This window comes from Thetidibacter halocola (assembly GCF_018224955.1).
GTDB classification, from domain to species: Bacteria; Pseudomonadota; Alphaproteobacteria; order Rhodobacterales; family Rhodobacteraceae; genus Thetidibacter; species Thetidibacter halocola.
Window position 1 is genome coordinate 23662 of record NZ_JAGTUU010000003.1, and the last position, 15069, is coordinate 38730.

The 15069-nt window shown below is 67.1% G+C and carries 11 protein-coding genes and 1 pseudogene; 8 read left to right on the plus strand and 4 right to left on the minus strand.

Translation table 11 applies throughout. From position 1 onward, the window contains the following. Nucleotides 1-68 precede the first annotated feature (68 nt). Nucleotides 69-1364 carry a DUF3422 family protein gene (locus KB874_RS07195; RefSeq protein ID WP_212535895.1) on the plus strand — a complete coding sequence of 432 codons (1296 nt, stop codon included), beginning with the start codon at nt 69-71 and terminating at the stop codon, nt 1362-1364. A gap of 179 nt (nt 1365-1543) precedes the next feature. Here KB874_RS07195 and KB874_RS07200 read toward each other — a convergent pair whose 3' ends face one another. From KB874_RS07200 to KB874_RS07215, 4 genes are all read right to left on the minus strand, one after another. Then, the gene (locus KB874_RS07200; RefSeq protein ID WP_212535896.1) at nt 1544-2596 is read right to left on the minus strand and encodes a YeeE/YedE family protein; all 1053 of its coding nucleotides are present in this window, start codon (nt 2594-2596) and stop codon (nt 1544-1546) included. A gap of 215 nt (nt 2597-2811) precedes the next feature. Next, nucleotides 2812-3792, minus strand: a complete 981-nt coding sequence (locus KB874_RS07205; RefSeq protein ID WP_212535897.1) for an ABC transporter permease — start codon at nt 3790-3792, stop codon at nt 2812-2814. Further along, nucleotides 3785-4822, minus strand: a complete 1038-nt coding sequence (locus KB874_RS07210; RefSeq protein WP_212535898.1) for an ABC transporter permease — start codon at nt 4820-4822, stop codon at nt 3785-3787. The genes KB874_RS07205 and KB874_RS07210 overlap by 8 nt, the downstream gene beginning before the upstream one ends. 113 nt (nt 4823-4935) lie before the next feature. Continuing rightward, nucleotides 4936-6636 carry a peptide ABC transporter substrate-binding protein gene (locus KB874_RS07215; protein WP_212535899.1) on the minus strand — a complete coding sequence of 567 codons (1701 nt, stop codon included), beginning with the start codon at nt 6634-6636 and terminating at the stop codon, nt 4936-4938. Between the two features lie 248 nt (nt 6637-6884). Between KB874_RS07215 and KB874_RS07220 the strand changes: the two genes are divergently transcribed. The 7 genes and pseudogenes from KB874_RS07220 to KB874_RS23115 all read left to right on the plus strand — a co-directional run bounded on the left by KB874_RS07220 (nt 6885) and on the right by KB874_RS23115 (nt 15045). Continuing rightward, nucleotides 6885-8726, plus strand: coding sequence for an ABC transporter ATP-binding protein (locus KB874_RS07220; protein WP_212535900.1), 1842 nt, complete (start codon nt 6885-6887; stop codon nt 8724-8726). A gap of 134 nt (nt 8727-8860) precedes the next feature. Further along, the gene (argE, locus tag KB874_RS07225; RefSeq protein ID WP_212535901.1) at nt 8861-10018 is read left to right on the plus strand and encodes an acetylornithine deacetylase; all 1158 of its coding nucleotides are present in this window, start codon (nt 8861-8863) and stop codon (nt 10016-10018) included. A 67-nt stretch (nt 10019-10085) separates the two neighbouring features. Next, nucleotides 10086-11429: an NAD(P)/FAD-dependent oxidoreductase gene (locus KB874_RS07230; RefSeq protein WP_212535902.1), complete on the plus strand. Its 1344-nt coding sequence runs from the start codon at nt 10086-10088 to the stop codon at nt 11427-11429. A gap of 126 nt (nt 11430-11555) precedes the next feature. After that, on the plus strand, nt 11556-12725 hold the full coding sequence (locus tag KB874_RS07235; RefSeq protein WP_212535903.1) for a M20 aminoacylase family protein: 1170 nt from the start codon (nt 11556-11558) through the stop codon (nt 12723-12725). A 103-nt stretch (nt 12726-12828) separates the two neighbouring features. Continuing rightward, nucleotides 12829-13995 (plus strand): M20 aminoacylase family protein, encoded by a 1167-nt coding sequence (locus tag KB874_RS07240; protein WP_212535904.1) that lies wholly within the window; start codon nt 12829-12831, stop codon nt 13993-13995. Nucleotides 13996-14324: 329 nt separating this feature from the next. Next, nucleotides 14325-14843 (plus strand): annotated as a pseudogene (locus KB874_RS07245) (SDR family NAD(P)-dependent oxidoreductase); the annotation flags it as partial. Nucleotides 14844-14901: 58 nt separating this feature from the next. Next, a complete protein-coding gene (locus KB874_RS23115; protein WP_283054086.1) occupies nt 14902-15045 on the plus strand; it encodes an SDR family oxidoreductase in 144 nt (47 codons plus the stop codon). Nucleotides 15046-15069 lie beyond the last annotated feature (24 nt).

Below are 15069 nucleotides of genomic sequence, written 5' to 3' on the forward strand. Positions count from 1 at the left end.
CTTGATTTTTCGCTTTACAATCCGGCGCCCAGCGATAGGTTGCGGGTAAACGCAAGGGGATGCCGTCGATGCCGCCCATTCAGGACCACCCGCTCCGCTACCGGCTTGCCAACGAACTGCACGCCCGGCCCTTTCCCTCGCTCTCGGCGCCGTGCCGGGCGGTCTACCTTGCGGTCAAGAAGGCCAAGAACGCCGCCGGGCGCGACCGGGCGCTGGACCTCGAGCATCTGACCGCATTGCTGGACCGCTATGGCACAGCGCATCCGCAGCCGGGCGCCACGCATTTCTCCGGTCGGATCGGGCAGCACGTGCTGAAATGGGAACAGCACACGGAATTCGTGACCTACACGGTGTTCCTGTCGGGCGTGGGCGAGCGGCCCTTTGATCCGACCGATTTCGAGGTCTTCCCCGAGGACTGGCTGAACGCGGCGCCCGGCGTCCGCGTGACCTCGGCGATGATCCGGGTGCAGAAGCGGCCCGACGAGGCGCAGATCGGCCGCGCGCTGGACGACTGGTTCGTGCCGGAAAGCGTGGCGGTCAGCCGGGTGATCGACGACGAGGCCGTGGTGGCGGGCGATTTCCGCATCGATCCGGCCGGGCACCTGCGCTTTGCCGTCTTTGCCCGCGATGGCATCGGCGAGCGGCGGGTGGGACGGATCGTCCAGCGCCTGTGCGAGATCGAGACCTACAAGACCATGTCCATGCTGGGCTTTTCCCGGGTCCGCGCGATCGGGTCGCGGATGGGCGAGATCGACGAGGAACTGACCCGATTGATGGACGTGATGACCCATGGCGGCGCCGAGGAGGAGACGCTCAAGGCGCTGCTGTCGGTGTCTGCGGAACTGGAGAGCCTGTCGGCGCAGGTGGCCTTTCGCCTCGGCGCGACCGGCGCCTATGAGGCCATTGTCGGCCAGCGCATCGAAGTGCTGCGCGAGGAACGTTTTGCCGGGCGGCAGACCTTTGCCGAATTCATGATGCGGCGCTACGACCCCGCGATGCGCACGGTGAAATCCGCCGAGAACCGGCTGGCCAGCATGGCGGGCCGGGCCACCCGCGCCGCCGACCTGCTGCGCACCCGGGTCGAGGTGCACCGCTCGGCGCAGAACCAGCAACTGCTGGAAAGCATGAACAAGCGGGCCGAGTTGCAGTTGCAACTGCAAAAGACGGTCGAGGGGCTGTCGGTGGTGGCGATCAGCTACTACGCGGTCTCGCTGGCGGGCTACCTTCTGTATCCGCTGGGCGATGTTCTGGGGGTCAGCAAGGGGCTGCTGACGGCGATGGCCACGGTGCCAGTGGTGCTGCTGGTCTGGGCGATGATCCGGCGCATCCGGCACCACGTGGAGTCCGCCGGCCCCGACATGTGAAGGGGTGATCCAGCAGTGCGCCTGCGGCGCGCAGGAAAGTTTGCGCTTGGGCCGCGCAGGCCGGGAGCTCTGCCCCCATCGCCCTTACGGGCGACTCCCCCTTGGTATCTTGGAACCGGAGAAATGCGAAGCGGCCCGGAGTGGGATCCGGGCCGCGTCCTGCCGTATCGACGATCGCGTTACTCGGCTGGATGCGCCCAGGCGCGCGGTTCGCGCGACGCGAGAGCCGCGTTGGTGGCGAGGCCACCGGCGGCGATGGCCAGCAGCGCCAGCAGTGCGGCCGCCGAGAGGGTGGGGATGCCGGCAAGGCCAGCGCCCACGGTGCAGCCGCCGGCCAGCACGCCGCCGATACCCATCAGCACCGCGCCGGACAGGTAGCGCCCGGTTTCGCGCGGCGAGGTGAAGCTCTGCCACTGGAACCGGCCAGAGGCCAGCGCGGACAGGGCCGCGCCGCCAATGACGCCGCCGATCAGCCCGACGCCGAAGCTGGCCGGGATCGAGGTCGAGGCCACCGCCCAGAACAGGCCCTCGGCCCAGGGCGACGTGAAGCTGAGGCTTTGCAGAGCGACCGGGTCGAAATCGTCATAGAGGACAAAGCCCGTGCTGACCCAGCCCAGCGGCACCAGCGCGCCCAGCGCGGCGGCGCCGATCAGTGTGCCGGGACGGTTGCCCGAGCGCAGCGCATAGGCCAGGGCGGCGAGCGCCAGCAGCGCCGCCACCACCGGCGCGCCGCCGGGCAGTGCGGCGAGGCTCGCGCCGTCTCCCAGCGGGATCGTGTAGGCGCCCAGCGCGGAGCGGAGCGGGGCCAGAACCCCCTTCAGCGTGGCATGGGCCACGATGGCGAAGACCGCCAGCACGGTCAGCGCGCGCAGGTTGCCGCTGCCCGCGAGCACCGTCAGCCGCGATGCGCAGCCGCGCGCCAGCACCATGCCCGCGCCGAACAGCACGCCGCCCAGCAGGATCGCCGCGACGGGCAGGTCCGAGACCAACAGGCGGTGGTCGGCGAAATCGATCAGCCCGGCGGCCACGGCGCCTTGCGTGCCAAGGATCGCCACCGCCAGCGCGGTCAGCCAGACGCCCAGTGCCTGCCTGCGGTCCTCGCCCACCAGCCCGCGGCGGAAACAGAACTTCGTCCGCTCTGCCAGCAGGCCGAACAGGGCGCCCAGCGCTAGCGCGAAGAAGACGGCGACTTGCGGGGCGGTCAGGGTCTCGAAGCCGAGGGATTCGAACATGGGAACTCTCCGGTTGCGGAATTTTTCCCAGATGCGCCGGAAAAGCCCCTGTTTCAAGGCTGTGCCCAGGCTGCTCGCCAGAGCATAGCAGAACAGTTTCCCGATATGCGGCATCGCCGCGAAATGTCCGTTCCGTTGGTCCCGGGTGTCGCGAAACGCGATCGGCGCGCCCCTTGGGACGCGCCGACACCCGTTCTTATTTGGCGGTTTCGCCCTCAGCGCCCCCGGATGCGCGGATCGAGCGCGTCGCGCAACCCGTCGCCGAGGTAGTTGACGCTGAGCACCGTCAGCGAGATCGCGATGCCGGGCAGCAGCACCCGTTCGGGGAACTGCTCCATCCGCTGCACCGCGTCGGCCAGCATCTTGCCCCAGGTGGGGAAGTCCGATGGAAAGCCGACGCCCAGGAAGGACAGCGCCGATTCCGTGATGATCGCGGTGGCCAGACCCAGCGCGGCCGAGACCATGATCGGCGACAGCACGTTGGGCAGCAGGTGCCGCCGGATGATCTTGCCGCTGGTGGTGCCGATGGACCGCGCCGCGAGGACGAACTCGCGCTCCTTGATGGCAAGGATGTCGCCGCGCACGATCCGCGCCGTGGGCATCCACGAGGTGATGGCGATCACCGTCACGATCAGGATGAACATGCCGCCCTCGGGGCCGAAACTGGATCGCAGGGGCTGGCGGAACAACGTCACCGCGACTAGCAGCAGCGGCAGGATGGGCAGCGCCAGAAACAGGTCCGTGGTGCGCATGAGCAACCCGTCGAGCCGCTTGAAATAGCCCGCCAGCACGCCGATCAGCGTGCCGATCAGCAGCGACAGCACCATCGCCGCCCAGCCCACCGCCATCGAGGCGCGGCCGCCCGCCAGCATCTGCGCAAGGTTGTCGCGGCCCAGCTGGTCCGAGCCCAGCGGTTTCGACCACGCGGCCTTGGCGTCTGAATCCCACAGCAGGTGGTAGATCGGCCGCATGTCCTTGTTGCGGATGTCGAGTTTCTGCGGGTCGACCTGCCAGATATAGGGGCCGAGCAGTACCGCGAGCGTGATGAAGATCAGGAAGCTGCCGCCGAACATCGCGCCCTTGTGGTGGCGCAACTGGTCCCAGACGTCCTTCCACTGGCTGCGGGGCGCCTTTGACGGTTCCTTGTCCTTCAGCGCCTCGATCGGCGAGGGGGTGGCGGGAACGGGCTCAGTCATAGCGGATCCTCGGGTCGAGTACGCCGTAGAGGACGTCTGCGATCAGGTTGAACATCACGATCAGCACGGCAAAGATGAAGGTCAGCGTCATGACCATGGGCAGGTCGTTGGCAAACAGCGCGGTGATCAGCAACTGGCCGATACCGTTCACCTTGAACACGTTCTCGGTGATAATGGCGCCGCCAAAGATCGACGGGATGCCCAGCGCGATCACCGTGACGACCGGGATCATCGAGTTGCGGACCACGTGGGACATGACGACGACCGCCTCGGACAGGCCCTTGGCGCGGGCGGTGCGGACGTAATCCTGGTTGAGGTTGTCCAGCGTCGAGGCGCGCATGTAGCGCGACAGCTGCGCGGTGATCTGGAACGCGAGCACCATGACCGGCATGATCATCTGCTGCAGCTGGACCTTGAAGCTGGCCCAGTCGTTGACGACATGGGTCGTGTCATAGATCGAGGGGAACCAGCCCAGCTGGACAGAGAAGATCACGATGAGCAGCGGTCCGGTGAAGAAGGGCGGGATCGAGAACCCTACCATCGTGACGAAGGTGCCGGCCTGATCGAAGACCGAATACTGGCGGTAGGCGGAATAGATGCCGATGGGCAGGGCGACCAGGATCGCCACCAGGTAGGCGATGCCCACAACCCACAGCGTCTGCGGAATGCGCTGGATCACGATGTCCATGACCGGGCTGCGGGTCTGCCACGAGATCACGCGCAACTCGCCGTTGTACAGCTGCGTGTCGGGCAGCCAGCCCAGCAGCCAGCTTTCGCGGGTCAGCCAGTCGATGAAGACCTTGGGCTCGATCCAGCCGACCTGGACCAGCCATTTCCAGTACTGCACGAGGGGCGGTTCGCCCAGGCCCAGCGCCTGGCGCATCTTTTCCTTGACCTCGGGCGGGACGGTCAGCGGCACCTGCGCCATCGGGTCGCCGGGGGCCAGCTGGAGGAGCATGAACACGACGAAACTGATGAACAGCAGCGTCGGGATCGACAGGATCAGCCGTCGCGCGGCGAAGGTCAGCATGCGGCGCCTCTCGTTTGGGGGTGGCGTCTTGTTGGGCGAGAGAGGCGGGGGAACCCCGCCCTACGCCATGTGTCGCAAGGGGCGGGCCGCAGGGCCCGCCCCGATGGGCCGTATCAGTTGACGCGATGCCAGTCCGCGACGTTCCACAGCTCGCTGTCCCAGACGTTCAGGATAACGCCGCCCAGGGTGTTCGAGTGTGCCGACAGGCGACCGCGATGCACCAGCGGAATCATGCCGCCGTTCATCACCACCATGTCATTCAGCTCTTTCGCGATGCGCTGACGCTCGGCCATGTCCGCGGTCTTGGACAGTTCGGCCCAGAGCGCGTCATATTCCGGCATGCAGAAGCGGCTGATGTTCTCGCCCTGCCACTGGGTTTCAGGGCGCGGGGCCTTGTCGCACAGCGCGTTGCCCAGGTAGGCCTGCGGGTCGGTGCCGTTGAACGTGTTGGCATACATCTCGACATCGGCATAGAACTTCTGGAACGTGTCGGGCGAACCCGCGTCGCCGCCGAAGAACACCGAGGAATCGACGTTGCGCAGTTCGACTTCGAGGCCGATCTGCTCCCACCAATCCTTGATCAGCGCCTGGAAGTCCTGGCGCACGGCGTTGGTCGAGGTCTGGTAGACGATCGACAGCGGCACGCCATCCTTCTCGCGGATGCCGTCACCGTTGGTGTCGACGATGCCCGCGGCGTCCAGCATGGCCTTGGCGCCTTCGAGGTCCTGCGTGTCGCAGCTCATCGAGGTCGAGTTGAACGCATCCGGCGCCGGCACCCAGTTGCACGTCACCTTGCCGGCCTGGCCATAGCCGATCTCGACCAGCAGCGGACGGTCGATCGCCATCGACATTGCCTTGTAGACCGCCGGATCCTTCAGGAAGGGATGCGGATGCAGCGCGGTAGACCGCTCGCCCTCGGGCAGGGCGGGGTCGGCGTTGGTCTGGTTCAGCATGATGCGCTCGACCAGCGGGCCAAAGCCTGCGACCGGCACACCCTTGCCGCCTTCCTGCATCTTGGCGATGACGTCGGGCGCCAGCTGCAGGTTCCAGGCATAGTCGAATTCGCCCGTCTCCATCACCGCGGTGCCTGCCGATGCCGCGTCGCCGCCGCCCTTGAAGGTCACGGTGGCGAAGGCTGGCTTGGCCGGGTCGCGGTAGTTCGGGTTCGCCGCCAGGGTGATCACGTCGTTCGGCTTGAACTCGGTGACGGTGAAGGGGCCGGTGCCGATCGGGTTGAAGTTCTGCTCGGTGCAGGTCGAGGCGTTGGCGCCGAGGCAGTTGGCGAATTGCGCCGCCTGGAGGATCGGGCTTTCACCGCCGACGAAGGGTCCGTAGGGGTTCGGCGTCGCTTCGGTGAAGTTGACGACCACGGTCAGGTCGTCCGGCGTGTCGACCGACGAGATGCCCTCGAACTTGGTCAGCTGCGCGCAACCGCCTTCGGGATGGGTGCAGTATTCATAGGTGAACTTGACGTCCGCCGAGGTGAAGGGCGTGCCGTCCGACCACAGCAGGCCGGGCGTGATCTTCCAGGTGATCTGCTTGAGATCCTCGGAAACGCCGCCATTGCCCACGGTCGGGATCTCGTCGACAAGCCACGGAACCAGCTCGCCCTTTTCATTGTAGCGCGCCAGCGGTTCGATGATCATCGAGGCGGATTCGACGTCCTTTGTGCCGCCCGACAGGAACGGGTTCAGGATCGAGGGCGCCTGCCAGTAGATGATCTTCACCTCGCCGTCCGAGCCACGCTCGGCAAAGGCGGCGGGGGCCATGACCATCGCGGCGGCCGCCCCCAGCATCAGGGTCTTGAGCTTCATGTCTTTCTCCATGTTGGACGGGATGCGGGTTCCACGCCCGCGCCCCTTATCGTGTAAGGCAGGGATTGGCCTGCCCGCGTTCGCATCGGTATTCCGCGCAAATCGCAGGCAGTCTGGCCCGGCACTGGCCTTATCGAACCTATAGACAGGGTAAATTGCAAGCCTTGCCTTGGGTCATCCGCCGCCAAGGTTTGACAGCTGCATTTTTATGCAGCTAGCGTTGCGGGCGAAGAGACAGGGGGCGTCGGATGCTGGACATCACGGGTGAGGGCGGGAAACCGGCCATCGCGAAGATCGAGAAGCTGCGGGTCGAATTCGAGACCAAGGACGGCACCGTGGTGGGGGTCGAGGACGTGTCCTTCGACATCGGTCCCGGCGAGACCGTCTGCGTGGTGGGCGAATCGGGGTCGGGCAAGTCGGTCTCGTCTCTGTCGCTGATGCGGCTGATCGACTATGGCGGCGGCGACATCGCCAAGGGGCGCCTGCTGTTCGACCGCAAGGAGGGCGGCGAGATCGACCTCGCCCGCGCCGACCAATCGACCATGCGCAACATCCGCGGCAACGAGATCGGCATGATCTTCCAGGAGCCGATGACCGCGCTCAACCCGGTCTTCACAGTGGGTCGCCAGCTGACCGAGGGGTTGCGCGTGCATCGCGGCATGTCCCGCAAGCAGGCCGATGCCCGCGCGCTGGAACTGCTGCGCGAGGTGCGCATCCCCGAACCGGAACGCCGGCTGAAGCAGTATCCGCACGAATTGTCGGGCGGGATGCGGCAGCGGGTGGTGATCGCCATGGCCATGGCCTGCAAGCCGCGCCTGCTGATCGCGGACGAACCCACCACCGCGCTCGACGTGACGATCCAGGCCGAAATCCTCGCCCTGATGGACCGGCTCAAGCGCGAGACGGGCACGGCGGTGATGTTCATCACCCATGACATGTCCGTCGTGGCGCAGATGGCCGACCGTGTCGTGGTGATGTTCCGCGGCAACAAGGTCGAGGAGGGGCCGGTCGAGGAAATCTTCGAGAACCCGAAACACCCCTATACCCAGGCGTTGCTGGCCGCGGTGCCGAAACTGGGCGAGATGACGGGCAAGGACCTGCCCGAACCGATGAAGCTGTTCGGTCGCACCGACCAGAAGATCGCCCCGATCCCCGGCAAGAACGAGGTCCTGCTCGAGGTCAAGGGCTTGACCACGCGCTTCCCGGTCAAGGGCGGCTTCTTTCGCCGCACGATCGCCAATGTGCACGCGGTCGAGGACGTGTCCTTTTCCCTGAACAAGGGCCAGACGCTGAGCCTGGTGGGTGAATCGGGCTGCGGCAAGTCCTCGGCGGGCCGGTCGATCCTGCGTCTGGTGGAACCGCAGAGCGGCACGATCAATCTCGACGGTACCGACATCCTCGCGCTGTCGCAGTCGGAGTTGCGCGAGGCGCGGCGCGACATGCAGATGATCTTCCAGGATCCCTTTGCCTCGCTGAACCCCCAGATCCAGCTTGCCGACCAGGTGGCCGAACCGATCCACAACTTCCGCACCGAGACCGGCAGCGCGGTCATGGACAAGGTGGCGAACCTGTTCGACCGGGTGGAACTGCCGCGCAGCTTCATGCGGCGCTTTCCGCACGAGCTGTCCGGCGGCCAGCGCCAGCGTATCGCCATCGCCCGCGCCCTTGCCCTGAACCCCAAGCTGATCGTGTCGGACGAGGCGGTGTCGGCGCTGGACGTCAGCGTTCAGGCGCAGGTGCTGAACCTGATGATGGAGCTTCAGGCGGATCTGGGCCTGTCCTACCTGTTCATCAGCCACGACATGGCGGTGGTCGAGCGCGTCAGCCACCAGGTCGGGGTGATGTACCTTGGCCGGATCGTCGAGATCGGGCCGCGCCGGGCGGTCTTCGAGGACCCGCAGCATCCCTATACCCGCGCTCTGATGAAGGCGGTCCCCATCGCCGACCCGCGCCAGCGCAAGTCCGAGAAGGACCTGAACTTCAAGCCGATCCCCTCGCCGATCCACCCGGTGGGCTACGAGCCCGAGCGGTCGGTCTATCACGAGGTCAGCCCGGGTCACTTCATCCTGACGTCGGAGAGCGGATACTGAGGGCGGATGGGGGCTCTGCCCCCGTCGCGGGCCGACACCCCCGGGATACTTGAAGCCAGAAGAAACGACGGGGCCGGTTCTTGTCCTGCCGGCGCGGGGCCGCTACCTGAGCGGAGACCCGAGGAGCGAAGCCGATGACCCTGACCCTGACCCCGCGTGACATCCTGGAGACGCTGGTGGGCTTTCCCACCGTCAGCCGTGACAGCAACCTGCCGCTGATCGACTGGGTCGAAGACTATCTCGGCACGCATGGCATCGCCTGCCACCGGCATTACAACGAGACCAACGACAAGGCGGGGCTCTTCGCCCATGTCGGGCCCGAGGTCGAGGGCGGCGTGGTCCTGTCCGGCCATACCGACGTGGTGCCGGTCGATGGCCAGCCCTGGGGGACTGACCCTTTCGTGCTGACCGAGCGGGACGGGCGGCTGTACGGCCGGGGTGCCACCGACATGAAGGGGTTCGACGCGCTGGCGATCTGGGCGCTGGTCGAGGCGAAGAAGCGGGGTGTGACGCGGCCCCTGCAGATCGCGCTGAGCTACGACGAGGAGGTGGGCTGCACCGGCGCGCCGCCCCTGATCGAGGCGATGGCGCATCTGCCGAAGGCGCGCGACGTGATCGTGGGCGAGCCCACGATGATGCGGGTCGTGACCGGCCACAAGGGCCACGTCACCTTCTGGGTGCATGTGCACGGGTTCGAGGTGCATTCCTCGCTGCTCTATCGCGGCGTCAGCGCGATCATGTGGGGCGCCAAGCTGATCGACTGGGCGAACGACGTGAACGACGCGCAGGCCGCGGCAGAGCCGCAGGGGCTGGCCGGGTATTTCGACCCGCCCTACACCAATGTCCATGTCGGCCAGATCAAGGGCGGCACGGCGCATAACATCGCCGCCAAGGATTGCGAATTCGGCCTGGGCTTTCGGGTGGTGCCGGGCGAGACGCTCGACCAGTGGCGCCGCCTGGCCGAGGACAAGGCGGCGGAACTGACCGCGCGGATGCGGGCGATCCGCCCAGAGGTCTCGATCGAGCTGACCGAGAAATTCGCCCTGCCGCCCTTTGCGCCCAGCGAGGACAACAGCGCCGAAGCGCTGGTGCGCCAGATCACCGGCGACAACTCGGTCAACTGCGTGAGCTACGGCACCGAGGCGAGCCATTTCCAGACCGCCGGCTATCACGCCGTGGTCTGCGGACCCGGCAGCATCGAGGTGGCGCACCAGCCCGACGAATACATCACCGTGGCGCAGTTCGACGAAGGTCGCCGCTTCATGGAGCGGCTGCTGGAGCGACTGGCATGAGACGGACGGCTGGGGCCGACAAATCTCTGGCAATGGAATTTGCAGCATTGGATGGCAACAGGGCGGCATGACATTCCCGTTCCGCGACGAAGGCCCGGTCGAGCATCGCGGGCCGCTACCCGAGGCGGTCGACCTTGCCGTGGTCGGCGGCGGCGTCATCGGGATCTGCACGGCGCTTTACGCCGCGCGGGCCGGTCTGTCGGTCCTGGTGCTGGAAAAAGGGCGGGTCTCCGCCGAGCAGTCCGGTCGCAACTGGGGCTGGATCCGGGTGCAAGGGCGTGATCTGGCCGAGATCCCTGTGGCGCAGGAAAGCCAGCGGTTGTGGCAGGCCCTGGAGGAGGAGTGCCGGGGACGGCTGGGGCTGCGGACGGTGGGGATCAGCTATCTTGCGCGGACCGAGGCGGACCTGGCCAGGTTCGAGGGCTGGCTTTCGCAGGCGCAGCCGCTCGGCGTGACCTCGACGATGCTTACGCGCGAGCAGACTCATGCCCTGCTGGGCGGGCCGCGCGCCGGCTGGATCGGGGCGTTGCACACGCCCTCGGACATGAAGGCAGAACCCTGGGACGCAGTGCCGGAACTGGCGCGGCTTGCCGTGGCCTCGGGGGCATCGATCCGGGAACGCTGCGCGGTCCGGATGCTGGACGTTTCCGGCGGACGCGTGACCGGGGTCGTGACCGAGGCGGGCCGCGTGCGGGCCGAGCGGGTCGTGCTGGCGGGCGGCGCCTGGTCGTCGCTGCTGCTTCAGCGGCACGGGGTGCATATTCCGCAGCTTTCGGTGCGCTGCACGGCGGTGGCGACCGGGCCGCTGCCACAGGTGCTGAATTCCGCCGCGGTGGACGACCGGATGGCGATGCGGCCGCGCGCCGATGGCGGCTATACGCTGGCGCCCGCCGCCTTTGCCGAGCTTTACCCAGGGCGCGATGCGCTGCGCCATCTGCGCACCTACCTGCCGCTGGCCCTGTCGGGCGAGTTCGACACGTATCTGCGTGGGCCGGCACCACGGGGGTTCCCGGATGCGCTGGGCACTCCGCGGCACTGGAGCGCGGCGGAAGAAAGCCCCTTCGAACGGATGCGCATCCTTGATCCCGCGCCCAGTCCCGAGAAGGTGGGCGAACTGCTGCGACGCTTTGCGCAGATCTATCCGCAGTTGGACCGCGTGCCGGTCAGGGCCGCCTGGGCGGGGATGATCGACGTTCTACCCGACGTGGTGCCGGTCGTGGGGCCGGTCGATCCGCTGCCCGGTTTGATCGCGGTGACGGGCATGTGCGGGCACGGGTTCGGCGCGGGGCCGGGGTTCGGACGCATCGCCGCCGACCTGGCGTTGGGACGCGATCCGGGGATCGATCTGTCGCGGTTCCGCTTCGGCCGGTTTTCCGACGGCTCGGCGCTGGTGAAGGGGCCGAACCTCTAGCGGGCTCTGCCCCCGTCGCCCGTGCCGGGCGACTCCCCCGGGATGTTTCTGGCCAGAAGAAGACCGGGCGGCTTGAGCCGGGTGCTTGCCGGTGGCAGGCTGTCGTCAATTGCGAGGGAGGGGGCGATGCCCGTCAAGAACCGGATCGGCGAGTGGCAGCAGGAACTGACGGGCTGGCGGCATGACCTGCATCGCCATCCCGAGCTGCGCTTCGAGGAGCATCGCACTGCGGCTTTCGTGGCCGAGCGGCTGCGCGAGATGGGCTGCGACCTGGTGCGCGAGGGCGTGGGCAAGACCGGCGTTGTCGCGGTTATTCGGGGGCGCCAGGAAGGCTCTGGCCGGGTCGTGGCGTTTCGCGCCGACATGGATGCCCTGCCGATCCTCGAGCGGACCGGGGCGGCGCATGCCTCGACGGTCGAGGGCAGGATGCATGCTTGCGGCCATGACGGGCACACGACGATGCTGCTGGGGGCGATGCGCTATCTCGCCGAGACGCGGAATTTCGACGGCACGGTGGTGGCGCTGTTCCAGCCCGCCGAAGAGGGGGGCGGCGGCGCGAAGGCGATGCTGGCCGACGGCGTGTTCGAGGAATTCGGCGTGCAGGAGGTTTACGGGCTGCACAACTGGCCGGGCGTGCCGGTCGGGCAGTTCCGCACCCGACCCGGGCCTTTCCTCGCGGCCAACGACAAGTTCGAGATCGTGGTGACGGGCAAGGGCGGGCATGGCGCCATGCCGCATCTTGCGACCGACGCCAATCTGGCGGCGGCGCAGATCGTCATGGCGCTGCAAAGCGTGGTGTCGCGCGCCATCGACCCGCAGCATCCGGCGGTGGTGACGGTGGGCGGGATGCGGTCCGACAGCTACGCCTACAACGTCTTGCCGGATGCCGTGCGGATGCTGGGAACGATCCGCTTTTACCATGCCGAGGACGAGGCGCTGATTCGGCGCCGCATGCAGGAGATCGTCACCGCCTGTGCCGCGGCGCAGGGCTGTTCGGGCGAGCTGATCTTTCACGGCGGGGTCGCGGCGCTGGTCAATGCCGACGAGAACGCGCGGCTGGCCGCTGACGTGGCCGAGGCAGTCTCGGGGCAGGTGGTGCGTGACACGGCCCCCGTCATGGGCAGCGAGGATTTCGGCGACATGCTGACGGCGCGGCCCGGCGCCTTTCTGTTCCTCGGCAATGGCGAGGACAGTGCCGACCTGCACAACCCGGAATACGATTTCAATGATGCGCTGATCCCCGTGGGGGCGAGTTTCTTTGCCCAGATGGCCGAGACGCGGATGCCGGTGAAATAGGCTTTCGCCTGCCGAAGAGGCGTTCGGCCTGCGCCTGCGCCTTGCGGCGGGTCCGGCACAGTGGCAGGGTCGCGCGCGAACGACATCGAGAAGGGAACGCATCATGCCGGTCAAGAACCGCTTTGCCGAATTGCAGGACGAGATCACCGCCTGGCGGCGGGACATCCACGAGAACCCGGAAATCCTGTTCGAGACTCACCGCACCAGCGCGATGGTGGCCGACAAGCTGAAGGAGTTCGGCTGCGACGAGATCGTGACGGGCATCGGCCGCACCGGGGTCGTGGGGGTCATCAAGGGACGGTCGGCCAAGTCCGGCAAGGTCATCGGGCTGCGCGCCGACATGGACGCGCTGCCGATCCACGAGCAGACCGGGCTCGACTATGCCTCCAGGACGCCGAATGCGATGCATGCCTGCGGCCATGACGGCCATACCGCCATGCTGCTGGGCGCGGCGAAATACCTGTCCGAGACGCGCAATTTCGACGGCACGGTGGTGGTGATCTTCCAGCCCGCCGAAGAAGGCGGCGGCGGCGGCAAGGAGATGTGCGACGACGGCATGATGGACCGCTGGGGCATCCAGGAGGTCTATGGGATGCACAACTGGCCGGGCCGCCCGGTGGGCAGCTTCGCCATCCGCGAGGGCGCCTTCTTTGCCGCGACGGACCAGTTCGATATCCATCTCGAGGGCAAGGGCGGTCACGCCGCCAAGCCGCACGAGACCATCGACACGACCGTGATGGCCAGCCAGCTTGTTCTTGCCATGCAGACCATCGCCAGCCGCAACGCCGACCCGGTGGATCAGGTCGTGGTCTCGGTCACCTCGTTCGAGACCTCGTCCAAGGCGTTCAACGTGATCCCGCAGCGGGTGCACCTGAAGGGTACGGTGCGGACCCAGTCCAAGGCGATGCGCGCCCTGGCCGAGGAGCGGATCAAGGGGCTGGCCGCCGGGATCGCCGCGGGTTTTGGCGGCAAGGCCGAGGTGGTCTACCACAAGGGCTATCCGGTGATGGTCAACCATGCCGAGCAGACCGATTTCGCGCGCGAGATCGCGACCGCCATCTCGGGCGGATGCGACGAGGCGCCGATCGTCATGGGGGGCGAGGATTTCGCCTACATGCTCGAGGAGCGGCCGGGGGCCTATATCCTTGTCGGCAACGGGGACACCGCGATGGTCCACCACCCGGAGTACAACTTCAACGACGAGGCGATTCCGGCAGGCTGTTCCTGGTGGGCTGAAATCGTCGAGAAGCGGATGCCGCTGGCGTCCTGAAGCGCGGCGGCAAGGGCGGAACCCGGCGGCTCCGTCGCCGGGAGATCCGTGCGATCCGCACGAGATGCCATAGGTTCACCGGCAGTAGCGCTCCATGCAGCAGAAGGATTGGCCACAGGCCCAGCACGGCAGCATAGGCAATGAAGGCGATGGCCAGAAGGCGCAATCGGCGCATCGACAGAGTGCAGAATGTCGAAAACGCAGAAGAGCCGCCGCGAGGCCGAGTAGGCCAGGGAATGTCATGGCAGTCCAGACCGGAAAATGTAGTTTCTACAACTTCTGGTAGTTCAATGCATTGACCTCTCGCGATCAATCTCGGGGTGCGCGGCATGGAGACGAATTCAACCTCGCGGCGAAAAAAATGTGCAATCGTCACCGGCGCTGCGCGCGGGATCGGGCGCGGTGTGGCGGAGCGCCTGCTGGCCGAGGGCTGGCAGGTCATCTCGCTGGACATGGCGGGTGACGGGCCGGGGCGGGCGGTGGTCTGCGACGTCTCGGACGAGGCGCAGGTCGTGGCCGCGGTCTCTGGCGTTTCCGACATGCTGGGCGCGGGCCTGGACCTGCTGGTGAACAATGCCGGACTGGCAGGGGCGTATTCCGGCCCGGTGGAGGATCTGGCGCTGGAGGACTGGAACCGGCGTCTTGCGGTGAACCTGACCGGCCCTTTCCTGATGATGAAGCATTGTGCGGCGCCTCTGCGCCGGGCGAAGGGGGCGGTTGTCAACATCACCTCGACCCGCGCGGCGATGAGTGAGCGACATTCGGAATCCTATGCCGCCTCCAAGGGCGGGTTGACCGCGCTGACCCATGCGCTGGCGGTGTCGCTTGGGCCGGAGCTGCGGGTGAACGCCGTGGCGCCGGGCTGGATCGTGACCGGCGACCCGGGGGCCTTGTCCGAGGCCGATCATGCACAGCACCCGGTCGGGCCGGGCCGGCCGGGTGGCGGATATCGCCGAGGCGGTGCTTTACCTCGCGCGGGCGGGGTTCGTCACAGGACAAGTGCTGACGGTCGATGGCGGAATGACCCGCAAGATGATCTACGTCGAGTAGCGGGACGGGAACGGCGCTCGTCGC

Coding starts and splice junctions, on each gene's coding strand:
- KB874_RS07195 (WP_212535895.1), top strand. CDS start 69: ATGCCGCCCATTCAGGACCACCCGCTCCGCTACCGGCTTGCCAACGAA.
- KB874_RS07200 (WP_212535896.1), bottom strand. CDS start 2,596: ATGTTCGAATCCCTCGGCTTCGAGACCCTGACCGCCCCGCAAGTCGCC.
- KB874_RS07205 (WP_212535897.1), bottom strand. CDS start 3,792: ATGACTGAGCCCGTTCCCGCCACCCCCTCGCCGATCGAGGCGCTGAAG.
- KB874_RS07210 (WP_212535898.1), bottom strand. CDS start 4,822: ATGCTGACCTTCGCCGCGCGACGGCTGATCCTGTCGATCCCGACGCTG.
- KB874_RS07215 (WP_212535899.1), bottom strand. CDS start 6,636: ATGAAGCTCAAGACCCTGATGCTGGGGGCGGCCGCCGCGATGGTCATG.
- KB874_RS07220 (WP_212535900.1), top strand. CDS start 6,885: ATGCTGGACATCACGGGTGAGGGCGGGAAACCGGCCATCGCGAAGATC.
- argE (WP_212535901.1), top strand. CDS start 8,861: ATGACCCTGACCCTGACCCCGCGTGACATCCTGGAGACGCTGGTGGGC.
- KB874_RS07230 (WP_212535902.1), top strand. CDS start 10,086: ATGACATTCCCGTTCCGCGACGAAGGCCCGGTCGAGCATCGCGGGCCG.
- KB874_RS07235 (WP_212535903.1), top strand. CDS start 11,556: ATGCCCGTCAAGAACCGGATCGGCGAGTGGCAGCAGGAACTGACGGGC.
- KB874_RS07240 (WP_212535904.1), top strand. CDS start 12,829: ATGCCGGTCAAGAACCGCTTTGCCGAATTGCAGGACGAGATCACCGCC.
- KB874_RS23115 (WP_283054086.1), top strand. CDS start 14,902: ATGCACAGCACCCGGTCGGGCCGGGCCGGCCGGGTGGCGGATATCGCC.